Origin of the sequence: Cupriavidus sp. D39 (assembly GCF_026627925.1) — a bacterium.
In the GTDB taxonomy this organism is placed as follows: Bacteria; Pseudomonadota; Gammaproteobacteria; order Burkholderiales; family Burkholderiaceae; genus Cupriavidus; species Cupriavidus ulmosensis.
This window is the reverse complement of sequence record NZ_JAPNLE010000007.1, coordinates 218,992-240,625: the sequence shown is the minus strand read 5'-3', so window position 1 is coordinate 240,625 and position 21,634 is coordinate 218,992. Positions and strand designations below refer to the sequence as shown.

The 21,634-nt window shown below is 64.5% G+C and carries 20 protein-coding genes and 5 pseudogenes; 11 read left to right on the top strand and 14 right to left on the bottom strand.

From position 1 onward, the window contains the following. Nucleotides 1-111: 111 nt before the first annotated feature. The 8 genes and pseudogenes from OMK73_RS08160 to OMK73_RS08125 all read right to left on the bottom strand — a co-directional run. Nucleotides 112-304 (bottom strand): annotated as a pseudogene (locus tag OMK73_RS08160) (transposase); the annotation flags it as partial. Next, entirely contained in the window at nucleotides 294-1,184 is an 891-nt protein-coding gene (locus OMK73_RS08155; RefSeq protein ID WP_267602064.1) for a LysR family transcriptional regulator, read from the bottom strand. The pseudogene OMK73_RS08160 and the gene OMK73_RS08155, both read right to left, overlap by 11 nt. 384 nt (nucleotides 1,185-1,568) lie before the next feature. Then, nucleotides 1,569-1,931 carry a PaaI family thioesterase gene (locus OMK73_RS08150; protein WP_267601584.1) on the bottom strand — a complete coding sequence of 121 codons (363 nt, stop codon included), beginning with the start codon at nucleotides 1,929-1,931 and terminating at the stop codon, nucleotides 1,569-1,571. A gap of 276 nt (nucleotides 1,932-2,207) precedes the next feature. Continuing rightward, nucleotides 2,208-2,327: pseudogene (locus tag OMK73_RS08145) on the bottom strand (zinc-binding dehydrogenase); the annotation flags it as partial. Then, nucleotides 2,324-3,411, bottom strand: a pseudogene (locus OMK73_RS08140) (IS630 family transposase). The pseudogenes OMK73_RS08140 and OMK73_RS08145, both read right to left, overlap by 4 nt. A gap of 47 nt (nucleotides 3,412-3,458) precedes the next feature. Beyond that, nucleotides 3,459-3,983, bottom strand: a complete 525-nt coding sequence (locus tag OMK73_RS08135) for a zinc-binding dehydrogenase (RefSeq protein ID WP_267601583.1) — start codon at nucleotides 3,981-3,983, stop codon at nucleotides 3,459-3,461. Then, entirely contained in the window at nucleotides 3,980-4,390 is a 411-nt protein-coding gene (locus tag OMK73_RS08130) for an alcohol dehydrogenase catalytic domain-containing protein (RefSeq protein ID WP_267601582.1), read from the bottom strand. The genes OMK73_RS08135 and OMK73_RS08130 overlap by 4 nt, the downstream gene beginning before the upstream one ends. Before the next feature lie 293 nt (nucleotides 4,391-4,683). Next, the gene (locus tag OMK73_RS08125) at nucleotides 4,684-5,793 is read right to left on the bottom strand and encodes an alkene reductase (protein WP_267601581.1); all 1,110 of its coding nucleotides are present in this window, start codon (nucleotides 5,791-5,793) and stop codon (nucleotides 4,684-4,686) included. A gap of 515 nt (nucleotides 5,794-6,308) precedes the next feature. Here OMK73_RS08125 and OMK73_RS08120 point away from each other — a divergent pair. Together OMK73_RS08120 and OMK73_RS38950 are read left to right on the top strand one after the other, a co-directional pair. After that, nucleotides 6,309-7,445 carry a Gfo/Idh/MocA family protein gene (locus tag OMK73_RS08120; RefSeq protein ID WP_267601580.1) on the top strand — a complete coding sequence of 379 codons (1,137 nt, stop codon included), beginning with the start codon at nucleotides 6,309-6,311 and terminating at the stop codon, nucleotides 7,443-7,445. A gap of 444 nt (nucleotides 7,446-7,889) precedes the next feature. Next, nucleotides 7,890-7,994: pseudogene (locus OMK73_RS38950) on the top strand (integrase); the annotation flags it as partial. 516 nt (nucleotides 7,995-8,510) lie between these two features. On the opposite strand, the gene OMK73_RS08115 reads toward OMK73_RS38950, so the two are convergent. Beyond that, nucleotides 8,511-8,804: a hypothetical protein gene (locus tag OMK73_RS08115; RefSeq protein WP_267601579.1), complete on the bottom strand. Its 294-nt coding sequence runs from the start codon at nucleotides 8,802-8,804 to the stop codon at nucleotides 8,511-8,513. Nucleotides 8,805-9,020: 216 nt separating this feature from the next. Here OMK73_RS08115 and OMK73_RS08110 point away from each other — a divergent pair, with 216 nt between their 5' ends. From OMK73_RS08110 to OMK73_RS08100, 3 genes are read left to right on the top strand one after another with little or no spacing between them, the layout of a single operon-like run. Further along, nucleotides 9,021-9,881, top strand: a complete 861-nt coding sequence (locus tag OMK73_RS08110) for an SDR family oxidoreductase (protein ID WP_267601578.1) — start codon at nucleotides 9,021-9,023, stop codon at nucleotides 9,879-9,881. A 42-nt stretch (nucleotides 9,882-9,923) separates the two neighbouring features. Continuing rightward, nucleotides 9,924-10,646: an SDR family oxidoreductase gene (locus tag OMK73_RS08105; protein WP_267601577.1), complete on the top strand. Its 723-nt coding sequence runs from the start codon at nucleotides 9,924-9,926 to the stop codon at nucleotides 10,644-10,646. Further along, a complete protein-coding gene (locus OMK73_RS08100) occupies nucleotides 10,643-12,037 on the top strand; it encodes an MFS transporter (RefSeq protein WP_267601576.1) in 1,395 nt (464 codons plus the stop codon). Before OMK73_RS08105 ends, OMK73_RS08100 begins: the two co-directional genes overlap by 4 nt. Before the next feature lie 30 nt (nucleotides 12,038-12,067). Here OMK73_RS08100 and OMK73_RS08095 read toward each other — a convergent pair whose 3' ends face one another. From OMK73_RS08095 to OMK73_RS08075, 5 genes and pseudogenes are all read right to left on the bottom strand, one after another. Continuing rightward, entirely contained in the window at nucleotides 12,068-12,952 is an 885-nt protein-coding gene (locus OMK73_RS08095; RefSeq protein ID WP_267601575.1) for a fumarylacetoacetate hydrolase family protein, read from the bottom strand. A gap of 3 nt (nucleotides 12,953-12,955) precedes the next feature. Further along, a complete protein-coding gene (locus OMK73_RS08090; RefSeq protein WP_267601574.1) occupies nucleotides 12,956-13,543 on the bottom strand; it encodes a VOC family protein in 588 nt (195 codons plus the stop codon). A gap of 257 nt (nucleotides 13,544-13,800) precedes the next feature. Next, nucleotides 13,801-13,914, bottom strand: a pseudogene (locus tag OMK73_RS38945) (2,3-dihydroxybiphenyl 1,2-dioxygenase); the annotation flags it as partial. 56 nt (nucleotides 13,915-13,970) lie between these two features. Further along, nucleotides 13,971-14,729: an SDR family NAD(P)-dependent oxidoreductase gene (locus tag OMK73_RS08080; protein ID WP_267601572.1), complete on the bottom strand. Its 759-nt coding sequence runs from the start codon at nucleotides 14,727-14,729 to the stop codon at nucleotides 13,971-13,973. A 45-nt stretch (nucleotides 14,730-14,774) separates the two neighbouring features. After that, on the bottom strand, nucleotides 14,775-14,981 hold the full coding sequence (locus OMK73_RS08075; protein WP_267601571.1) for a ferredoxin: 207 nt from the start codon (nucleotides 14,979-14,981) through the stop codon (nucleotides 14,775-14,777). 265 nt (nucleotides 14,982-15,246) lie between these two features. On the opposite strand from OMK73_RS08075, the gene OMK73_RS08070 reads away from it, so the two are divergent. From OMK73_RS08070 to OMK73_RS08045, 6 genes are all read left to right on the top strand, one after another. Then, entirely contained in the window at nucleotides 15,247-16,104 is an 858-nt protein-coding gene (locus tag OMK73_RS08070) for an IclR family transcriptional regulator (RefSeq protein WP_267601570.1), read from the top strand. 326 nt (nucleotides 16,105-16,430) lie between these two features. Next, nucleotides 16,431-17,738, top strand: a complete 1,308-nt coding sequence (locus OMK73_RS08065; RefSeq protein WP_267601569.1) for an amidohydrolase family protein — start codon at nucleotides 16,431-16,433, stop codon at nucleotides 17,736-17,738. A gap of 115 nt (nucleotides 17,739-17,853) precedes the next feature. Then, nucleotides 17,854-19,002, top strand: a complete 1,149-nt coding sequence (locus OMK73_RS08060; RefSeq protein ID WP_267601568.1) for an acyl-CoA dehydrogenase family protein — start codon at nucleotides 17,854-17,856, stop codon at nucleotides 19,000-19,002. A gap of 5 nt (nucleotides 19,003-19,007) precedes the next feature. Further along, nucleotides 19,008-20,081: an acyl-CoA dehydrogenase family protein gene (locus OMK73_RS08055; RefSeq protein WP_267601567.1), complete on the top strand. Its 1,074-nt coding sequence runs from the start codon at nucleotides 19,008-19,010 to the stop codon at nucleotides 20,079-20,081. A 44-nt stretch (nucleotides 20,082-20,125) separates the two neighbouring features. Then, on the top strand, nucleotides 20,126-21,250 hold the full coding sequence (locus OMK73_RS08050; RefSeq protein ID WP_267601566.1) for an acyl-CoA dehydrogenase family protein: 1,125 nt from the start codon (nucleotides 20,126-20,128) through the stop codon (nucleotides 21,248-21,250). Between the two features lie 41 nt (nucleotides 21,251-21,291). Then, the gene (locus tag OMK73_RS08045) at nucleotides 21,292-21,615 is read left to right on the top strand and encodes a 2Fe-2S iron-sulfur cluster-binding protein (protein ID WP_267601565.1); all 324 of its coding nucleotides are present in this window, start codon (nucleotides 21,292-21,294) and stop codon (nucleotides 21,613-21,615) included. Nucleotides 21,616-21,634 lie beyond the last annotated feature (19 nt).

Sequence of the window (21,634 nt, the reverse complement as noted above, 5' to 3'; positions counted from 1 at the left end):
GGTACAGACTCGATCCGGCTAGTCGTCGGCCAAGCGGCCATCGGCGCTGCCTTCTCCGGGACCGCCGAGCAATGACCGCTTCCGCGCGAAGTCAACGCCTGAAGGCGGGGGCACGCTCTCGATCGATCCGCGGCGAATTGCCTGCTGGGCGATCAAACCGAACCGGCGCTCGACCTCATTCAGCCAGCACGAATACGTCGGCGTGAAGTGCATGTGGTAGCGAGCAAGTTTGGACCCACGCTTTGACCTTCGGATGCTTACGGGACGCATAGTTGTCGACGATGAGGTGCATATCAAGATTCGCTGAAGAGGTTCTGGTTCATAAAATCCACGAAAACGCGCACCTTCGGCAGCATCATCCGATTCGAGGGCCAAAGTGCGCGAAAGGGAATGCGATCCTCCTCGAACTCTCGGAGCACGGCCACGAGTGACCCGTTGGCCAGTTGTGCACTCACTGCAAAGTGAGGAACACAGATAAGGCCAAAATCTCTCTCGGCCAGCGCTATGAGCGGTTCCAGCGCGTTCACAATGGCCGTTGACGGAAGTTCGACCTCGAACTTTGCGCCGTCGCGCATGAACAACCAGCGCCGCAAGCGCCCGGTTTCCGTGAAGCGATGCTGCAAACAGGCATGCGTCGCGAGATCCTCGGGTGTAGCTGGCACGCCATGCCGCGCGAAGTACGCCGGCGAGCCCACGACTACATATGAGTAGTGCCCGAGGGTGCGCGTGATAAGCTGCGAATCGTCAGCCTCGCCGGTACGCATGACCACATCGAAGCCGTCCTCGATGACGTCTACGATGCGGTCGCAGAAATCGATGTCGAGCTGCACTTCGGGGTACTTATGCATGAACTCCGACAGCACTGGCATCAACAGCATCCCCACTACCGGCATGCTGACTCGTAAGCGGCCCGCAGGCGTCGTGCGCGAGATTGCCAGCTCCGCCTCCGCCTCGACTAATTCGTTGAGAATACGCTGGCAGCGGGCCAGAAAGAGCTCGCCCTCGTGGGTAAGCCGCATGCTGCGCGTACTGCGGTGAAATAGGGGAAGGCCGAGGCTTTCTTCCAGCCGCGCGATGGCCTTGCCCACCGCCGACGCCGATATCCCGAGCTGCCGCCCTGCTTCCGCAAAACTTAGAGTTTCCGCCGCCCGTTTAAAAACGACTATGCCGCTCATATGGTCTATCGCGCCGCCTGACCGCGCGACATTGGCAACTGGCAGATCGCGCGCGGTTGCCTCGGTAGAAGCGGAATCCATCTTGACCATCACACTGTTCCGTTCGGAAAACGTTTCGCAGCCGCCCGTCGCTGCAAGGAAAACGACGTTATCACACCTTCGATCAACCTGCGCATCTGCGCCGCATCGGCAGATGTCGGCGCACTTTGGGTAACGTTCGCCACGTCATGACCGTAGGCCAAAAAATCTCGGCCGGGTCGAGCGCGGAGGAATGCAGACTAGAGGCAGGCAAGCTCTGATAGTTCAGAAACCTGAAGGTTCAAGCGGCTGCTTGTCGACTTGCGCGCCGAAGGCCAGCGGGATAACACACGTCGTTGGACGTGGTCACCTCGTTTAGGCGGGAGCGTCTTCCATCCCGTGCATGACCATCATCGTTTGCTGCATCAAAGCACACAGCTTCTCTTGGTCGTTCTTGACAGAAAACACTTTCGCTTGCGTGACAATGAGCGTCCGCCCAGGACGCACAATTTCACCCCTGGCAATAATCCTGTCACCTTGTGCAGGCGCGACAAAGTTTAACTTGAACTCCACAGTCAGGATCGATGCGCTGCTGGGCACAATAGTCATCGCGGCATAGCCAGCTGCTGCATCCGCGATCATTCCGACAACGCCGCCATGAACATAGCCGTGCTGTTGCTCGACGCCGTCCCAGTGCTCGAGATGGACTTCCGCACGTCCATTCTCGACGAGCGGCATACTGGCTCTTATCAACCACATTGCCTTTTGCCGAGAGAAGCTCGCTCGCACGCGTTCAGCGAAGCTGGGGTCTATAGTATGAGCCATGATGAAGGGTCATGTGGATATCAGACCGATCATACGTGAAGACGAAGGGGCGTACTGAGACGCCCATGGCCTCCCCCGCAAATCGGCGATGGACCTTAAAAAAGCCCAGGAGGCGTGGAACGCCTCTCCAGGGTACCTCGCGGGTGAAAATTCTGGCGCGTTATGGGGCGCACCTCGCCCCGTCCGACATCACACCGTTACGACAATCTTGCCGAACTGACCGCTTTCCTCCAGGTAGCGATGAGCTTCTACCATTTCATCAAACTTGAATGTGCGATCGATGACCGGCTTCAGTGCACCATTCTCTAGTGTCCTGCGTCAGAAATTCGCAGACAAAATCTCCTGATGCTGGCGAGGATGTCATCGGCGGACTTCGTCCACACGAAAGGCGTGGGGTTGGCGTTGTTCAGGTCGAGGTATTGATGGATGGCTTGCTCAAGTTGTCGGGTTGATCGATGCGTGCCGCGGCGGATGTATTGTTCCGTGATGGCTGCAAACCAGCGTTCCACCTGATTGATCCATGAGGCGGAGGTGGGTGTGAAATGAACATGGAAGCGCGGATGGCGAGCGAACCAAGCCTTGATCGACGGCGTCTTGTGCGTGCCGTAGTTGTCCATGACGAGATGCACATCGAGCTTGGGTGGCACGTTGGCTTCAATCGTGCGTAGAAACTGCAGGAACTCACTGCTGCGATGTCTGCGATGCAATTCACCGATAACTTTTCCAGTGGCGATGTCCAGCGCGGCGAACAACGTTGTCGTGCCATGGCGCATGTAGTCGTGCGTGCGTCGCTCGGGGATTCCTGGCGCCAGCGGTAGCATGGGTTGCGTGCGGTCCAGTGCCTGAATCTGGCTCTTCTCGTCAACGCACAACACCATGGCTTTGAGCGGTGGGTCGAGGTACAACCCCACGATATCGCGCACCTTCTCCACGAACAATGGGTCGGTGGAGAGCTTGAAGGTCTCCTGTCGATGAGGCTGCAATCCAAAGGCACGCCAGATACGCGTCACGGTCGACGGAGATAGATTTGCCGCGCGAGCCATACTGCGCGTGCTCCAGTGGGTGGCGTTGGCTGGCACGGATTCGAGCGTCTTGGCAATAACCGCATCCACCTGTGCGTCATCGATGGACCTCGGTGCCCCTGGGCGCGGCGCATCGAGCAGTCCATCGAGCCGATGCGCCACGAAGAGCGCGCACGCCATTTCGATACGGTTTGCTGAGTGACACGCTGCTTTGCTGCGACGGTCTTGTTGTCCAAGCCTTCAGCGCTAGCCAGCACAATGCGCGCGCGTAACGCCAACGCCTGTGCGGTCTTGCGCCGCATCGTCAGCGCCTTGAGTTGCTCACGTTCGGCCTCATCCAACACGAGTTCCGCCTTTGGTCTTCCTCTCATCACCGCCTCGCCGTTTGCGTGCCTTCAACGCAGACTACTATGTGGTGTCAATAATGCAAGGAACTTCTGACGCAGGACACTAGGCCCTTAAGGACGTATTCCACTGCAGCCTTACGGCGTGTTTCGTCGCCAGTCGTCGCCCAGATATTATGACCCTTGATAACCGGCATCTTCGCGATCATCGCTAGCAGCGGCATCGGTGTATCACCCTCGGCGAGTGCTCCGTAGATGTACACGATGCCCTGGTAGGCCAGCGCGTCGATCAGCTTCGAGAAGTTCGGGCCGCCGACTGGGTCGAATGCGATACGTGCACCCTTGTTGTCCGTGATGCGCATCACCTCCTGCACAAAATCGACCTCATCCGTGGCGATCACGTGCGCAGCGCCTGCTTCGAGCAACTGCTGCTTTTTGCCCGAGGTACGCGTCAGCGCGATGGGCGTCGCCCCTGCATAGTTGCTGATCTGGATCGCCGCGAGTCCAACGCTGCTCGAGGCTGCAGGAATGAGGACGAAGTCGCCCTTGCCCACCTTGGCGTCGTCGATGAGCGCGGCGTAAGCCGTCACGAACATCATCCACACCGAGGCCGCCTGCTCAAACGAAAGGAATTCGGATGCTTCACAACCGCGTAAGCCGGTGCGATGATGACCTCGCCATACGTGAAGTACTGGTTCATCGAGTACGCGGGGAGTACGTTGACCTTGTCGCCCACAGCGAAGTCAGCCACGTCCGTGCCCACTGCTTCGACAACACCGGCAGCCTCATATCCCAGACCTGCTGGGAACTCGATGACCGGTTCGATGTATTGGCCGTTTCGCCACATCGACTCGGCGCGGTTGAGGCCAATAGCCTTGACCCTGATGCGAACTTCGGCGGGACCTGGAGCGGGAACCTGCGTCTCGATGAATTCGAGAACTTCCGGACCGCCGATTCTGGCGAACTTGATAACGCGCGACATTAAAATTTCCTTGGTTGGCGCCAACGAACTCAGTTGGCTTTGACAGGCATAACAACTTCGACCCGTTTAAGCGTGACAGGACCCGTGTGGTGTTTCTCAGCCGCCCGAATTCGGACGCGACGGAAGGCCTGAGCGTCGTCGGGCGGGCTGCCGGCGTCAACGTATCGATGTCGGAAGTCAGATTCTCGAGCTCATCGAGCCGTGTCTTTCCCCGCCCCGCGACGCAAAGCTTGCAGTCCGGACCACCGTGGCTGACGTCTGCATATGCGCTTGCGCCGGCGAACAGGCGGTCGCGCATTAGCCGGCGGCGGCTGAGCTCACGCCGCGACGGACTCCTCGTCGTAGAACGGATAGTCCGTATAGCCCACTGCGGTACGTCCGAAGAACGTCTCGCGGTCGTACTCGTTGAGCGGCAGGTTGTGACGCAGACGTTTGGGCAGGTCCGGGTTCGCGATGAAGTGCCGACCGAACGCAATCAGGTCAGCGTCGCCGGACCGCAGAATCGCCTCGGCGCTTTCCCCATTGAACCCGCCCGCTGCGATGATTGGGCCGTGAAAGTGTGTGCGGAGCAGCTTTGCTGCGACGGGGTTCTGGTCACGTGTCTCGTCCTCCACGACGCCGCGGATGCGCGGCTCGATGAGATGCAGATACGCGATGCCGAGCTTGTCGAGCTCCGAAGCGACATAGGTGAACAAGGCCTCCGGGTGGCTGTCTGACATCTCGCCCCACGAGCCGCTCGGGCCCAGGCGAACGGCGATCCTGGTCGCGCCCCACATCGAGACAACGGCGCGCGCAATATCCAGGAGAAGCCGGGCGCGGTTGGCGATAGAACCGCCGTATTCGTCGGTACGCTTGTTGCTGCCGTCTTGCAGGAACTGGTCGAGCAGGTAGCCGTTCGCGGCGTGAAGCTCCACACCGTCGAAGCCCGCTTCCATGCCGCGTTCGGCCGCCGCGCGAAAGCTCTCGACGATACCGACGATCTCTGCGGCTTCCAGGGCGCGATTCGGCGTGTTGGGCACCCAGCCAGCCTCCGTGTATGCAGGCGCTTCGTGCGGAACTTCGGATGGCCCCACGGGGCGGCCGCCATCGGGCTGTAGCAGGGCGTTGGACTGCCGACCCGCATGGTACAGCTGCAGAAAGATCTTGCCACCTTTGGCGTGCACGGCGTCAGTCACTGCCTTCCAGCCCGCTATCTGACCGTCATCGTAGAGACCGGGCGCGCCAAAATAGCCGTTGCCGTCTGGAGCCACGATGGTGGCTTCGGCGATCAAGAGAGCGCCGGGCGAAGTGCGCTGCGCGTAGTACTCGGCCATTAGCGGCCCTGGGCGTGCCCCCGTCTCGGCGCGCACGCGGGTGAGGGGCGCAAGAACGACACGATGGGCAAATTCATATGGACCAACCGCAACTTTCGAAAAAAGCTTGGACATTCACAATCTCCACAATAGGCTATTCAGCAAGCACAGGAAGGAAGCCGCGGGGACATGCCGACGGCCGCCTACGCTTGACGTCAATGTAGTGATCGGTCTGCGCGAGAAAAATGGGCTAGGCGTTGGGACACCCCGGACACGCATTTCCGCAATGGTTCGGTCTTTGATGCCAGTCGATGCGCATTCGCCCGCGAATTCTGCATGAAGTGGCGCCAGATCCACCTGCAATGCTGGCCGACGAGCGCCGCTGGAGAATTCCAGGTGAAACTGGTGAGTCCGTGGTTGTCTGGCTACACCCGCCGCGTTGGTTTCCGGAGCGAACGAAGTTCGCATTCGTGAGAAGGCGATCGGCCTCAATCGCGCGGAATCGATGTGGCGGCGTGACGAATATGTCGAACCTGCAAATTTGCCGGCACGCGTGGGTTATGAATTGTCCGATCGCCCGGGTGTTCCGCTGCAGAAGCGGACCTCGCATTCGGCATAGGACCACCCCAACTCACTACCTGAGACCGCTTGTGGAGGACTGGAACGACATGGAATCGCCTAGGGTTGCGCCGCTGCGTGTGGGCATCATTGGCGTCGGAAACTGGGCAAAGCACGGGCACCTGCGCGTGCTCGACCTGTTGCCTCAATACTCGCTCGACGCGGTGTTCAGCCATCGGCGCGACGCCGCCGAAGCGGCGGCACGCGACTATCGGATTGGGCGGGTTGAGTCCTCGGTCGACGCCCTTATCGAGAGTCCCGACATTGACCTCGTGGTAGTGCTGAACACGGCTCCGCAACATGCGCAGACAGTGCGGCGCGTCATCGCGGCCGGCAAGGATGTGTACTGTGAATGGCCTTTGACGACCACGGTAAGCGAATCTGAGGAACTGCTGCGACTCGCTGGGGAGCGAAGCGTGCGTCATGTCGTTGGGCTACAGCGTCGCCTCGCGCCGCACAATCGCTACGTCCGCGAGCTAATCGCGCAAGGCTACGTCGGCACGCTACGCTCAGTGCGGATGCACGTGAGCGTGAACTATTTTCAGGCGACGCGCACACGCTCACTCCAATGGACCGTGCCGCCCGAGAATTTTTCATCAGTTGTCGCGATCTACGGCGGTCACTTCCTCGACATGCTCTTCGCAGCCACGGGCTGGCCCATTTCAATTGCGGCGCTCACGTCGAACCAGTTCCCCGTGGTTACGATCAAGGAGACGGGCGATTCCACGCCGACATCGGCACCCGATCAGCTCGCGCTCGTGGGATTGCTGGCCCATCGCGCCGTACTCTCCGTACATATCGAGGGTGGCAAACGCAACGGTTCGGGTGTCCAGATTGACGTCACCGGCACGGAAGGTGATCTGCGCATCATGAACGCGTCGGCGTTCGGTGATGTCGGCGAGAACTACCAGATCCTCGGTGCGCACGGCGACAAGCAGCCGCTCAAGACGCTCCAGGTTCCAGAGAACTATCAGCGTCTTCCAGCCTCGAATCTGCCTTCCTCGGTGCTTGAACTGGCCGAGTTGTATTGGGCCTATGCGGACGACGTGGCGAACGGCACGCACACTGCGCCGACATTTGTGGATGCCGTGCGGATGCATAGGCTGCTCGAAGGTGCGCAGACTTCGTTCTGTACGCAGCAGTTTTTGGGGGTGTCGACTGCCACGTAACAAACTTCTCTTCGGGAATCGTGCCAGATGGAATGCGCTTCCATGAGCTCGACTGTGCCCAATTTGCCCATTGCGAACGGCCAATCGAGTGGCGCGATGGACCACATGAGCGGCATGGTCCTGCGCTGCCGCGACCTCCCGCCATGCCTGGGTCCGCTTCACGCCACGCTTCCTCCCACATCCCCTGGCCCTGCTGATCGAGCAAACGCTTCAATCGCCATACCCCAGCACGCCACATCGCTGTGTCCCGCGGTTTGCTCCCTCGAGTATTGTTCGACGCCTGCCCGCACGCGCCACTACCTCTCACAGCCTGCAGACGAGGGCAGACATCTAATTATCTTGTCGAAACAGGGGGCTTCCGTGCTCGCGGGCGCGCTTGACCGGCGCCGGGGGCCGACCAACGTTCCAAAACCAGGGGAAAAGGACCAGTCAGCAAGTGACTGATTCGGGCACGCGTCCATCTCGACCACCAGCGCCTACCTGCATATGGAAGACGATGTGCGGCACCAGGCCACGCAGGAGCGTCACCGGATTGGGTGGAAGCGGTAGCCCCATCCTGCTGAGCCCTCCTTTCGTGGTCTAAGGGAAAGTGCTGGCGATTAATTGCATTTTTCGCCGCATCGCCAGCCCCAAGGTGCATGTGTCCGCCGCGCACGGAGCTGCCCAGCGCTCGCTGTGACCTACCGCGCTGGCTCAATCTCCCTAGAAACCCAGTTCGAATGCCGTGAAGCAATCCCGGCGGGCGTGGTCAACATCCCGCCCGCCCCAAAGCACGTCGTATAAACCAGTTTGCAAAAGGCTCGCATGTCGACTGGCTCCTCTGCCATGCCGCTCCGCAGCTGGTGCAGCGAAACGGCTGCAGTTCGGATACCGTCTCGCACCTGAGCCGGCGCCGCACGGGTAGGTCCAGCGGCTGCATGCCTTCATGCCCATGCGCCCTGCGCGGTTCCCGAAGCAGTTCATTGCAGGCCTGGCAAGGCGCCGGGCAATCGGCCGCCGGACCGGATTGCCGGCCAGGGCTGCGTTGCGGCTCTCCGTCGCACATCGAATCGGGCGCGAACGTCGTCATGCGCCGGGACAGTGCCCAGTACAGGACGCGCAGTTCTGCCCGATCGCTGCGCAGCGCGGCGGATCCACAGACGTGAGGTGATGCCGGGCCGCGACGCCCAGTTCCACCGCCGCGGCAAGCCCGACAATCTGCAGCTCCCCGGCGGCCCTCAGGATCAGGTCATCGAAGAACCTGGCCAGGTGTTCGTAGTACGCCGGGCCACCGGGAAGCGCATTTTTGGACACCGTCAGAACGGCCTTGCGGCTCAGGGCGCGGACTTCTTTTCGTAGCGCATTCAACTTGGACAACATACCAATCCCGGCTTCAAAGAGGGTTGACGCATCACTTTTGCGCAGCGGACTGCGTCATTCCCGCGTCCCTGCTTCGGCGTCGACGAGCCCAAGGCCTGATCCGGCGCATCCCAAGCGCGGGTTTTAATATATGTACAGTTTATCGATTTTTGTGTACTTTACCAATATTCCAAACCAAGCAGTCCGGGCATGAACCGGGTGAGGAGACATGGGCGTATGCAGATCGATCTGAGCAACAAGCGAGTCATTGTCACCGGCGCGTCGCGCGGCATCGGCCGCGCCATCGCGCGCGCCTTCGCCGCCGAAGGCGCGCGCGTGGCCATTTGCGCGCGCAGCGAAACCGACGTACAGGCTGCGGGAGCCGATCTGAGCTCGCGCGGTGCGCAGGACGTCATTGCCCATGTGGTCGACGTCACCGACACGGTGGGCGTCAATTGCTTCGTCGAACACATTGCCGCGCAGTGGGGCGGGGTCGATGTACTGGTGAACAATGCCGGCCAGGGCCGCGGCGGCAACCTGGATACCTTGACGCCCGAGCAGATCCTGGAGCACGCCAACGTCTTGCAGATGGGGCATTTCCGCTTCGTACAGGCGGTGGTGCCGCATATGCGCAAGCAGCGCTGGGGCCGCATCATCGAGATCAACGCGCTGGCCGGCGTGGTGCCGACGCCCGACGGCATTCCCTCGGTGGTCAATCGCGCGGCGTGCATCGCCATGTCGAAATCCCTGGGCATGTCGCTGGCCAAGGACAACATCCTGGTCAACACCCTGAACATGGGCTGGATCGATACCGGCCAGTGGGATCGGCACTTCAAGGAAATGCCGGCCGGCTGCACCCGCGACGAGTTCGATGCGATGGTGTTGAAGGTGGTGCCGATCGGCCGCTTCGGCAAGCCAGAGGACGTGGCCGGGATGGCGCTGTTTCTGTCGAGCGAGTACGCAAGCTTCATTAGCGCGGCGTCCATCGAGATCGCCGGCGGCATGGGCGGGCAGATCGCCTACTACCCCACGCTCAAGCGTGATTTCCATGAAGCCGTGCGGCTGCGTGAAGAAGCGAACGCCGGGCAGCCGGCCTGAACGCGGCAAACCCGCCCCTTCCCTGGCTGACAGGAGATCACCATGGATCTGCGCAAGCAGGTAGCCATCGTCACCGGCGCGTCGTCCGGCATCGGCCAGGCCATCGCGCGGGAGCTTAGCGCCGCGGGTGCCAGCCTGGTCATCACGGCCCGGCGCGAGGATCGCCTGGCCGCCTTGTCGGCCAGCCTGCCCGGCCCCAGCGTCCGGCTGTGCGCCGCCGTCGAGGGCCCGGGCACGCCGCAGGCGCTGCTGGACCTGGCCATGGCAGAGTTCGGCCGCGCCGACGTGCTGGTCAATAACGCCGGCATGTTCGTGGCCGGATCGCTGGACACCATCGACATGGACGACGTGGCGCGGATGACGCGGGTGAACTTCGACGCCGTGGTGCGCGCCTCTTACCTGTTCGCGCGCGCTTTCAAGCGCCAGGGCTCGGGCGCCATCGTCAATGTGTCCAGCATCGGTGCCTACCTCAGCTCCTCTTCTGTGGGCGCCTACAGCGGCCTGAAGCACGCGCTGGAGGTGTTCACCTCGGCCTTGCGCGTGGAGCTGAAAGGCTCAGGCGTGCGGATCGGGACGATTGCGCCAGGCACCACCGAGACCGAGATTTTCGATCGCCTGCGCGCCAGCGGCCAGGCCGTGCTCGCCGATCAGACGCCGCCGCTCGATCCCGCCGACGTGGCCGCCGCCGTGCGTTTCATGCTGACCCAGCCCGAGCGCGCCAACGTGGCGCGGCTGCTGCTGGTTTCCTCGGCGGAGTCGGTATGAATGCCGGCGTACAGCAGCCGGCCGCCAACCCGGAACGGAACGCCGCCGAAGCGCCTGCCCCGGCCCGGTCGAGCCAGCCCTACCCGTCCGCCCGTTATGCCTGGTACGTGATTGGCGTGCTGTTCGCCATCACGTTGCTGTCGCAGCTCGACCGCCAGCTTCCCGCGCTGTTGGTACGCCCGCTGCGCCGCGAGTTCGGCATTTCCGACACTGCCTTCAGCCTGCTGCAGGGTTATGCCTTCGCGGTCTTCTACACGCTCGCCGGGCTGCCGTTGGGGCGGCTGGTCGACCGGGGCAACCGCCGCAACCTGATCTTCATCGGGCTGCTGTTCTGGGGCGGTGCTACCGCGCTGTTTGCCTTTGGCCAGACCTATCACCAGTTGCTGCTAGCGCGCGTCGGCGTGGGCATTGGCGAAGCCGTGCTGGCACCCGCCGCATACTCCCTGATTGCCGACTGCGTGGCACCGGCGCGGCGCGGACGCGCGCTGGCGGTGTACTACGTGTCCATCGCGATCGGCTCGGGCGCCTCACTGCTGCTTGGCGGGTGGCTGCTGGCCGCCATTCCGGCGCAGGGAATGGCGCTGGGCCCGCTCGGCGCCATGCCGGCCTGGCGCGTGGCCTTCCTGGCCGCCGCCGCGCCTGCCGTGCCGCTGGCGGTCTTGCTGCTGCTGTCGGTGCGCGAACCCGCGCGTCGCGAGGACCATGCGCAGCACGCCGCCGCCGAGGTATCCACGATGGCAGATTTTCTGCGCCACTTGCGCCAGCACGCCAGCACGTTCTCGCGCGTGCTGACCTATCCCGCGCTGCTCTCCATCATCGGGTATGGCGCGCTCGCTTGGGCACCAGCGCTGTTTGAGCGCAGCTTTGGCATGCCGCCCACGCGCTCGGGGCCCGTGCTGGGCATCATCGTCGCGGCAGCAGGTGCGTTGGGCACGCTGGCCAGCGGATTCCTGAGTGACTGGTGGACGCGCCGCGGCATGCCGGCCGCACGGTTGCGCGTGGCGCTGGCCGGCGCGGCGCTGTTTACCGTGCCATCGGTGCTGTGGCCGTTAGTGCCCGCACCGGCACCGGCCTTCGCACTGTTGTTCCTGACGGTGCTGGGGCTTGGCCTTGCGCAATCCGCTGCGCCGCCGTCCATCCAGGCCGTGGTGCCCAATCGCATGCGGGGCCAGGCCATTGCGGTCTACCTGTTGCTGGCGGGATTGTTGGGGATCGGGCTTGGGCCGACGGCCGTGGCCCTGGTTACCGACCACGTCTTCCACAACGATGCGGCGTTGCGCTATTCGCTGGCGTTGACAGCGGCGCCGTCGGCGCTGTTCGGCCTGTGGCTGATTGGGTCGGGCCTGCGGCCGTACGCCCGGACCTGCGCCGCGCTGCAGTCCGCTGGCTAAGCGGGCCGCAGCCGCTGGCCGCCCCCGCCCTTAACTGGGCCTGCCGAGGCGGCCCGTCGCCCGGTGCTCGGACAGCACGCGTCTTGGGCCAATGGTGTTGCGCAGCACGCCGATGCCCTCGATCTGCGCCTCCACCACGTCGCCGGGCTGCAGGAATCGGCCGTCTTCCAGCCCCACGCCGCAGGTCGATCCGGTGAACACCAGATCGCCCGGGCGCAATGCGATGCGCGCGTCGACATAGTTCAGCAGTTCGTCGAGCGGGAAGATCATCTGGTCGGTGTTGTCGTGCTGGCGCTGCTCGCCGTTGATGCGCAGGCTCAACGTCACGGCCGGCTGGCCGGCGCCACCGAACTCATCCAGCGTAGTGATCCACGGGCCGATCGGCGCGGTGCGGTCCAGCGCCTTCTGCGTGAATAAGTCGAGCGAGCCAAGCTGCTTGCCCGCATCGCGCGCGCTGATATCGTTGCCCACCGTATAGCCGAGCAGGCACGCGCTGGCCTGCCGCTCGTCGCCCAGCGCGCGCGCCACCACGGCGACCAGCTCGACTTCATAGTCGAGCTGCTGCGTCACGGCGGGATACTGGATCTCGCCGCCGGGCGGCACGATGGCCGAGGCCGGCTTGATATAGGCGATGGTGTGCGGCGGCGGCTGCGTGCGGCCTAGCCGGGTCAGGTGCGTGAGGTAGTTCATGCCCACGCCGAACACGCGCGCGCCGGGCTGGACCGGCGCGCACAACTGCAGCGACGCGAGTGGCAGGCTGCCTCCGCGCAGCTCCAGCGCTGCCTGCCCATGCCGCGCCACGGCTGGCGCCCATAGCGCAAAGGGAGCGCCTACGCGTTGCACGCTTTGCAGGTCGTCGGCCATCCGACCCCAGAACACCTCGCCCTGCGTGTCGCGCACGCGTGCCAGCTTCATGGCTCAAACCACCCGCTGCAGGCCGGCCAGCACGGCCAGGCCATCGGCGTCCAGCACTTCCTCCGGCGCGCGCACGCTGGGCCCAAGGATGGGACCCACCAGTTCATGCCCCCAGGTGCTGAGCTTCTCGGGATTCAGCTCGAAGCCGTCCTGGTGCCAGGGCTCCAGCTCCGTGATGATCTCGATGGCAAATCCGCCGGGCGAGAAATGGTAGAAAGACACATGCGGGTCCTGCGTGTGCTGGCCCAGCGTCATCATCATCGGCAGCTTGCGCTGCTTGACGATATCGTAGGTCTCGCCGACGTCGCGCAGGCTCTTGACGAACAGGCCGATATGCTGGATACCCATCTTGCCCGGCCCATGGCCATAGGCGATATCGTGGCTGGTGCTTTCGTTAAGGCGGGAACGGTAGAACGCGGTCTTGCCCTTGCCGGCGCCGGCGCCGTAGTAGTGGAAGCCCAGCAGCTCGGTGAGGAAGTGCTCCAGCTCCGGGGAAACTCCGGCGTGATCACAACCAGGTGCCCCAGCCCCCGCGCGCCCGCAACAAAGCCACCGTGCGGCCGGCCGGGGATGAAGGAGCGCGGCATCCATTTCTGCGCGTAGAACAGCTCGTGCTGGTAGCCGACCGGATCCCGGAAGCGGATCACCTCCTTGACCCCGCGCAGTTCGCGCAGCGCCGCGTCGCCCACGGTGACCTCCACGCCGGCGTCCCGCAGGCGCTGCACCGCGGCCTGGAACTCCAGCTTGCCGCGCGCTTCCCAGCCGATATAGGCCAGCCGGTCGGCCTGGCCGGGATGGAAGGCAAAGCGATGCCGGCGGTCGTCGATGCGGAAGTACAGCGATTCGGGGTCCGCCTCCGGCGAGGCGCCGATCTGGAAGCCCAGTACCTCGGGGCCATAGCTTCGCCATTCGTCCAGCCTGGTCGACTCGAAGCCGAGATAGCCAATGCCGATGATGTCCATGTTGTCTCCTGAAGTGTCTTGTCTCTTTTGCCGTGCAAGACCGGGCGCCGCGTGGCTCAGACGGCGAGCATGCCGCCGTCCACGGCGATATCGGTGCCGGTGATGTAGGAAGCGTCGTCCGAGGCGACGAACAAGGCGGTAGCCACCACCTCATCCGCCTCGCCGGGGCGCGCCAGCGGGATGCCGTCCACCAGCGCGGCGCGCGTGGCCGGGTTGTTCAGAAACGGGGCGGTGCCCGGTGTCACCACCAGGCCGGGGCTGATGCTGACCGCGCGGATGCGGTGCTTCGCGCCCTCCACCGCCAGCTGGCGCGTAAGCGCCACCACGCCGGCCTTGGTGGCCGAATGCGCGCCGATGCCGGTGGTCGTGGAAGCGCCCCATGCGGCGACCGACGCGATATTGATGATCACCCCGCCACGTACCGCCAGATGCGGCCATGCGAACTTGGTGGCGAAGAACACCAGGTCCAGTTCGTTGCGCATAGTGAAGCGCCAGTCGTCCACGGACATGTCCGCGACCGGTCCGAAGCGCGCCGCCGAGGCATTGTTATAGACGATGTCGACCCGGCCGTACTCGCCGACGGCGGCTTCCACCCAGCGCTGCGCCTGCTCCGGGTCGCCGAGATCGACGTTGCCGGTGCCCGCCATCCGGTGGCCTTGCGCGCGCATGAGCTCGAGCGTTTCATGCTGCGCCTGCGCGTTGACATCGCAGCCGAACACGCTTGCGCCTTCGCGCGCGAAGCGCAGCGCGGCCGCCCTGCCCTGGCCGCCTCCGGTACCGGTGATCAGCGCGACCTTGCCATCAAGACGTCCCATGCGAATTGTCTCCCGCTTGCCTGTGCGCTATGTGCATTGATTGCGTCAGGCGGAAACCGCCTCGATCACCAACGCCTCGGCCGGGCACGCGGCCGCGCCTTCGCGCGCCTCCTCCTCCAGCTCCGGCGGCACCGTGTCCACCTCTAAATAGACCAGGCCGTTCTCGTCGAGCTTGTAGATCTGCGGGCAGAGCTGCGCGCACAGTCCATAGCCGCAGCAACGGCTGCGATCGGCGCGCACCTGCAGCACCATGGTTGCTTTTTTTCCGAATCCATGCCTCCTCCTTGTGTCTGCTGGCGAGCTGTCGCCTTGGAGGGAATTATATGCACAGTTTTTACGAAAGTGTCGATTTTTAGCTCGGGATTGACCCGGGTTTTCAGCCCGGCGCGCAGGCCCGGTACGGGTAAATCCGAGGGCGGCGGTTTCCCCTGTAGAATTCTCGATTCAGAATATAATTACCGCATACAGAATGAGAACTGTGCCGAGTCAGAGCGCGAACCAGGAAGACAGCCAACCCATGAGCCAACAGAACGCCGCACCCGCACGCAAACGAACCGCCCCCGCCAGCGCAGCCGCGCCGGCGGCAAAACCAAAGCCCAAGGTCAGGGCCGCCACCAACGCCATGGCCAATGCCGTGACCGTGAAGCCGGTGTCCAATGCCATCCGCATCCTGCGCTACCTTACCCAGACCGGCGCGCCGGAGCGTGCCGCCGACATCGCGCGCCACCTCTCCATCAATTCCAGCACCTGCTTCAACATCCTGCGCACCCTGGTGGCCGAGGATGTGGTGGACTTCAATGCCTTGTCCAAGACCTATTCCGCCGGGCTTGGGCTGGCACGCCTGGTCGAGCAGCTAGTCACGCAAGGTCAGCGGCTGCAACTGGCGGCCCCGCCCATGCAGGACCTCGCCGCGGAGTTCGGCGTCACGGTGACGCTGTGGCGGCGCTTGGGGGCCGACCGCATCGTCCTGGTCAGCTCCCAATCCAGCCCCACCAACCTGCGCATCGACATGCCCGCCGGGCAGCGGCTGCCGATCCTGATGGGCGCCAGCGGCCGGCTGTTCGCCGGCAGGCTCGGGCTCACCGAGGCGCAGCTGCGCGGGGAGTTCGAGCAGCTCCGCTGGGTCCGCGCGATCTCGTTCGACAACTACCTGCGCGAAGTCAACCGCGCGCGGCGCCGCGGCTGGGCCAGCGATGACGGCTACTTCGCCACCGGCGTGCTCGCCATCGCCGCGCCGGTGTGCGACCCGAGCGGCAACATCGCCTTTACCGTGTCCACCGTGATGATCCGCGGCGACCGCAGCGAAGACAAAGTAGAGGTGCTCGGCGAAGCCGTGCGCGACCTGGGCCACAAGCTGGAAGCCGTGCTGTTCTGATCTGCTGATCCTAGCGCCGGGGCCGCGCCGGCCCTGAGCGCGCGCCAGCCCGCGCGTCCATTCCCCAGCGGCCGACACCCCGTCGGCCGCGCCATGCCGCCCCCTGCGCGGCACACGTCCCCCCATATCTCCATCGGCCCGCCTCAAGCAGTGGCAGGCCCCCTCGCGCGCACTCGCCTCATCGTTAACCCTCAAACCCAGCGGCAATCCATCTTTAATATGTACACATGCATTGATTGTGTCTAACTTTTTAACTACTATCCGAATGCCAATCCGCTACAACACGGCTAGCCAGACAGTGGCAGCCCATACACACGGGGACACCGATGAAACTGGAAGACCTCATTCTCGTCAGCGTAGACGACCACGCGATCGAGCCGCCTAACGCCTTCACCCGCCACATGCCGGCCAAGTACAAGGGCCGGGAACCCAAGGTTGTCGAACGCAGCGGGCGCGACGTGTGGGTGTTCGAGGAACAAGCCACCGGCTACATGGGCCTGAATTCGGTCGTAGGCCGCCCGAAAGAGGAATACGGCATGGAGCCGCTCGGCTACGAGCACATGCGCCGCGGCACCTGGGATATCAAGGCGCGCGTGGATGACATGAATGCCAACGGCGTGCTGGGCTCCCTGTGCTTCCCGACGTTCCCGGGTTTCGCCGGGCAACGCTTCCAGGGCTACGCCGACCGCGGCGTGTCGCTGGCCGCCATCCAGGCCTACAACGACTGGCACCTGCACGACTGGTGCAACGCCGCGCCCGGCCGCTTCATGCCGCTGATGCTGGCGCCCTGGTGGGACATGCAAGCGGCGGCCGCCGAGATCGGGCGCATGGCCAAGCAAGGCGTGCACGCGTTGACGCTGTCCGACAATCCCACGCTGCACGGCTACCCCTCGATCCACAGCGACTACTGGGATCCGGTATGGAAGGCCTGCGCCGACAACAACGTCGTGGTCTGCTGCCATATCGGCACCGGCGCCAAGGCCGCGCATGCGTCCGACGATTCGCCCATCGATGCGTGGATCACCTCCATGCCGATCTCGATCGCCAACTCGGCCGCCGACTGGATCTGGGCGCCGATGTGGAAGAAATTCCCCAAGCTGCGCATGGCGCTGTCGGAAGGCGGCATCGGCTGGATCCCCTACCTGCTGGAGCGGGCCGACTTCACGCACCGCCATCACCATGCATGGACCATGTCCAACTTCGGCGGCAAGATGCCCAGCGACATCTTCAACGAGCACATCATCACCTGCTTCATCGAGGATCAGTTCGGCCTGAAGAACCTCGACGCGATCAACGTCGACAAGGTCACCTGGGAATGCGATTACCCCCACTCCGACTGCACCTGGCCGGGCTCGGCGGACGTGTTCCACCAGCAGGCCGGCCACCTGTCGGACGAGGTGATCAACAAGATCACCCACCTGAACGCGATGCGCGAGTTCTCCTATGACCCGTTCTCGATCCTGGGCCGCGAGAACTGCACCGTAGGCGCGCTGCGCGCGCTGGCCAAGCACGTGAGCGTGGAGCCCGCGCTGGGCATGGGCGGCGCGGCGCCGGTGCGAGACCCCAACAAGCCGGTCACGTCAGGCGACATCAACCGCATGTTCGCCGCGGCCGACGCTCAAGCCGCGCTGTAAGTCAGCGGCCACCCAGCCGCGGTGGCCCACGCTGCCGCGGTGTTGGCAGCACCGTCGCCTCGCGGTATTCACCGCACCCGCCCGGCTTGCGCCCACCTCGCGCCCACCTCGAATCATGTCCACGCACGCATTCCGCTATCACAGCATTCCACCCGACGCCGAGCCTTTGCGTGAGCAAGTCCGCGGCTTTCTTGCCGAAGTCCTGAAGGATCGGTCGCCGCTGCAGCGCGCCGACTCGTGGATGGGGGCCGATCCCGAATTCAGCCGCGAACTCGGCCGTCGCGGCTGGCTGGGCATGGCCCTGCCGCGACGCTACGGCGGCGGCGAGGCGGGACCGTTCGCGCGCTATGTCGTGATCGAGGAACTGCTTGCCGCCGGCGCGCCCGTATCCGCGCACTGGATCGCCGACCGGCAGAGCGGCCCGCAGATCCTGCGCTACGGCACCGAGGCCCAGCGCGACAAATACCTGCCGGGCATCTGCCGCGGCGAGAGCTACTACTGCATCGGCATGAGCGAGCCCAATTCCGGTTCGGACCTGGCCTCGATCCGCACGCGCGCCCAGCGCCGGGGCGCTGGCTGGGTACTCAACGGGCATAAGCTCTGGACCACCAACGCGCATTACTCGCGGTACATGATTGCCCTGGTGCGCACCGGCGAGAAGCCCGCGTCGCGCCACCAGGGGATGTCGCAGTTCATCATCGACCTTGAATCGCCAGGCATCACGATCCGTCCGATCCGGGACCTGGCCGGCGGCGAGCATTTCAACGAAGTCTATTTTGACGACGTGCAACTCGGCGCCGACGCCTTGGTCGGCATCGAGGGCCAGGGCTGGGAACAGGTGACGGCGGAGCTGGCCTTCGAGCGCAGCGGCCCGGAGCGCTTTCTCAGCAGCATTGCCCTGCTGCAAACGCTGATCGACGCCGTCGGCAAGCATCCCGATGCGCTGCAGGCGCGGGAGATCGGCCGCCTGGCTGCCCGCCTCTTCACGCTGCGGCAAATGTCCCTGTCCGTCACCGCGGAACTGGCGGCGGGCAACAATCCGGCCTGGGCCGCCTCCTGCGTGAAGGACCTCGGCACGCAGTTCGAGCAGGATATCCCGGAGGTGGCGCAACTGCTGCTGGACCTGCCGCCGAGCGTGGGCGGCGGCAGCGACCACGCCCAAGTGCTGGCCTACCTGATGCAAATGGCCCCCTCCTTTTCCCTGCGCGGTGGCACGCGCGAAATCCTGCGCGGCATTATTGCGCGCGGGCTCGGGCTACGGTGAATCCCATGCAAGAGATCTTCGAGAGCACCATCGAGCGCCTGCTTGGCGACACCGTCACGGCAGAGCTGCTGCGCACCTGCGAAACCGGCGCCTGGCCCGCGTCACTCTGGGCTAGCGTGGAGGACTCCGGCTTTGCCGTCGCCGCCGCCCCCGAGGCCCGGGGCGGCGCCGGCGCCAGCTGGGCGGACCTGTTCGTCATTGTCCGCGCCGCTGGCCGGCACAACCTGCCGTTGCCCCTGCCCGAGACGCTGCTTGCCAACGCCTTGCTCGGGCAGAGCGGCCTGGAAGCACTGAACGAGCCTCTGGGCATCGCCGCTGGCGGTGCGCTGAGCCTGCGGCGTGGCCGCGTCGGCGGCACCCTGCGCGATATCCCCTGGGGCCGGCATGTGCAGCGCGTCGTGGCGGTGACTGACGGACCCGAGCCGACGGTGGTATTGCTGGACACCACCGGGGTGCGTTGCCAACCCCGCCAGAACACGGCCGGCGAGCCGCGCGACGATCTGCACTTCGATGATGTGTTCCCGCTATCCAGTGCGCCGCTGCCTGCCGGAACGCCCGCCGATGTGCTCCAGCTCGGCGGTGCGCTGATGCGCAGCGCGCAGATTGCCGGCGCCACGCAGGCCGTGCTGGCGCTGACCACGCGCTACGCCACCGAGCGGGTCCAGTTCGGCAAGGCGATCGGCGCCTTCCAGGCGCTGCAGCAGCAGATGGCGGTCCTCGCCGAGCACGCCGGCGCTACCGCGGTCGCGGCGCAATGCGCCTTCGCCCTGTCCCTTGATGCCGCCGGCGGCTTTGCCACCCTGCCCATCGCCGCGGCCAAGGTCTGCGGTGCCGAAGCCGCGGGCGTGGCGGCGTCGGTCGCGCACACGGTGCATGGCGCCATCGGCTTTACCCATGAACATGCGCTGCACCTGTCCACGCGGCGGCTCTGGTCCTGGCGCAGTGAATTCGGCAATGCCACCTCCTGGTCGCAGCGCCTCGGCCAGGGCGTGTGCGTTGCCGGCGCCGCGGCGCTGTGGCCCGCGCTGACGGCCTGCCGCCTGGACCTTCCCGCTCATCACGAGCGCGTTCAGGCCTGAACCACGCATCACCCTCAACGACGCCTATCCTCAGAGACTTGACCATGCGGACCGTATTCCGAGAAGACCACGAACTATTCCGCCAGCAGGCGCGTCGCTTCATTGACAGCGAGATCGTGCCCCACCTGCCCGACTGGGAGCGGGCCGGCATCGTGCCCAAGGAGATCTGGCGCAAGGCCGGCGAGATCGGCCTGCTGTGCGCAACGGTACCGGAGGAATATGGCGGCGCCGGCGGCGACTTCGGCCACTCCGCCGTCATGATCGAGGAGCTGGCCCGCGTCAACGCCACCGCCATCGGCTTCACCACGCATTCCGAGATCGTCGCACCGTACATCGTCGCCTACGGCAGCGAGGAGCAGAAGCAGCGCTGGTTGCCCCGCATGGCCAGCGGCGAACTGATCGGCGTAATCGCCATGAGCGAGCCCGGCATCGGCAGCGACTTGCGCTCGATGCGCACCAGCGCCACGCGGGACGGCGGCGACTACATCGTCAACGGGCAGAAGACCTTCATCACCAATGGCGGCAATGCCGGCCTGATGGTCACGGCCACCAAGCTCGACCCGAAATCCAAGGACCTGACGCTGATCTGCGTCGAGGAAGACCGGCCCGGCTTCTCCAAGGGCAAGCTGCTGGAGAAGATCGGCCTGAAGGGACAGGACACCTCGGAACTCTTCTTCGATCATGTCCGCGTACCGGCGGAGAATCGCCTTGGCGAAGAGAACCAGGGGTTCCGCTACCTGACCCACCAGCTCGCGTGGGAGCGCACCATCATCGGCATCCGCGCCGCCGCGTCGATTGAAGCATTGCTGGCGGAGACCATCCAGTACACCCGCGATCGGGTGGTATTTGGCAAGCCGGTGTTCGACTTCCAGAACACGCGCTTCAAGCTCGCGGAGGTGAAGGCGCAGGCCACCATGCTGCGCGTCTTCGTCGACGACTGCCTGGCCAAGGCGATGCGCTTTGAGCTCACCGCCGAGGTGGGCGCGATGTGCAAGCTGCTCGGCTCCGAGCTGCAAGGCAAGCTGCTCGACGAATTGCTCCAGCTGCACGGCGGCTACGGCTTCATGAGCGAGTACAAGATCGGCCGCTCGTGGGTGGATGCACGGGTTGCGCGCATCTACGGCGGCACGTCCGAAATCATGAAGGAAATCATCAGCCGGTCGCTATAGCGCGCCCGGCTGCAACGCAAGAAGACCCAGAGGAGACAATGATGCCCAAGCTTTCGTATATCCGCCACGATGGCACCCGTACCGATGTCGAGGTGTCAACCGGCGCCACGGTCATGCAAAGCGCCCTGGAGCGCGGCGTCGACGGCATCAGCGGCGATTGCGGCGGCGCTTGCCAATGCTGCACCTGCCACGTCTTCGTGGAGGAGGCCTGGCTGGACAAGCTGCCGCCCGTGGACGAGATGGAGGATGCCATGCTGGACAGCACCGCCGAGCCGCGGCGCGCCAACAGCCGCTTGTCCTGCATGCTGACGATGGCACCGGAACTGGACGGCCTGGTGGTGCACCTGCCTGCTTCCCAGCTCTGAGCGAAGCAAGCGGGGCGCT

What these genes read in the sequence shown, in the direction of transcription:
- OMK73_RS08150 (WP_267601584.1), bottom strand. Translation starts at nt 1,931, where the DNA reads ATGCCGCTCGTCGAGAATGGACGTGCGGAAGTCCATCTCGAGCACTGG.
- OMK73_RS08135 (WP_267601583.1), bottom strand. Translation starts at nt 3,983, where the DNA reads ATGATGTTCGTGACGGCTTACGCCGCGCTCATCGACGACGCCAAGGTG.
- OMK73_RS08125 (WP_267601581.1), bottom strand. Translation starts at nt 5,793, where the DNA reads ATGTCCAAGCTTTTTTCGAAAGTTGCGGTTGGTCCATATGAATTTGCC.
- OMK73_RS08115 (WP_267601579.1), bottom strand. Translation starts at nt 8,804, where the DNA reads ATGTTGTCCAAGTTGAATGCGCTACGAAAAGAAGTCCGCGCCCTGAGC.
- OMK73_RS08110 (WP_267601578.1), top strand. Translation starts at nt 9,021, where the DNA reads ATGCAGATCGATCTGAGCAACAAGCGAGTCATTGTCACCGGCGCGTCG.
- OMK73_RS08105 (WP_267601577.1), top strand. Translation starts at nt 9,924, where the DNA reads ATGGATCTGCGCAAGCAGGTAGCCATCGTCACCGGCGCGTCGTCCGGC.
- OMK73_RS08100 (WP_267601576.1), top strand. Translation starts at nt 10,643, where the DNA reads ATGAATGCCGGCGTACAGCAGCCGGCCGCCAACCCGGAACGGAACGCC.
- OMK73_RS08095 (WP_267601575.1), bottom strand. Translation starts at nt 12,952, where the DNA reads ATGAAGCTGGCACGCGTGCGCGACACGCAGGGCGAGGTGTTCTGGGGT.
- OMK73_RS08090 (WP_267601574.1), bottom strand. Translation starts at nt 13,543, where the DNA reads ATGGATGCCGCGCTCCTTCATCCCCGGCCGGCCGCACGGTGGCTTTGT.
- OMK73_RS08080 (WP_267601572.1), bottom strand. Translation starts at nt 14,729, where the DNA reads ATGGGACGTCTTGATGGCAAGGTCGCGCTGATCACCGGTACCGGAGGC.
- OMK73_RS08075 (WP_267601571.1), bottom strand. Translation starts at nt 14,981, where the DNA reads ATGGTGCTGCAGGTGCGCGCCGATCGCAGCCGTTGCTGCGGCTATGGA.
- OMK73_RS08070 (WP_267601570.1), top strand. Translation starts at nt 15,247, where the DNA reads ATGAGCCAACAGAACGCCGCACCCGCACGCAAACGAACCGCCCCCGCC.
- OMK73_RS08065 (WP_267601569.1), top strand. Translation starts at nt 16,431, where the DNA reads ATGAAACTGGAAGACCTCATTCTCGTCAGCGTAGACGACCACGCGATC.
- OMK73_RS08060 (WP_267601568.1), top strand. Translation starts at nt 17,854, where the DNA reads ATGTCCACGCACGCATTCCGCTATCACAGCATTCCACCCGACGCCGAG.
- OMK73_RS08055 (WP_267601567.1), top strand. Translation starts at nt 19,008, where the DNA reads ATGCAAGAGATCTTCGAGAGCACCATCGAGCGCCTGCTTGGCGACACC.
- OMK73_RS08050 (WP_267601566.1), top strand. Translation starts at nt 20,126, where the DNA reads ATGCGGACCGTATTCCGAGAAGACCACGAACTATTCCGCCAGCAGGCG.
- OMK73_RS08045 (WP_267601565.1), top strand. Translation starts at nt 21,292, where the DNA reads ATGCCCAAGCTTTCGTATATCCGCCACGATGGCACCCGTACCGATGTC.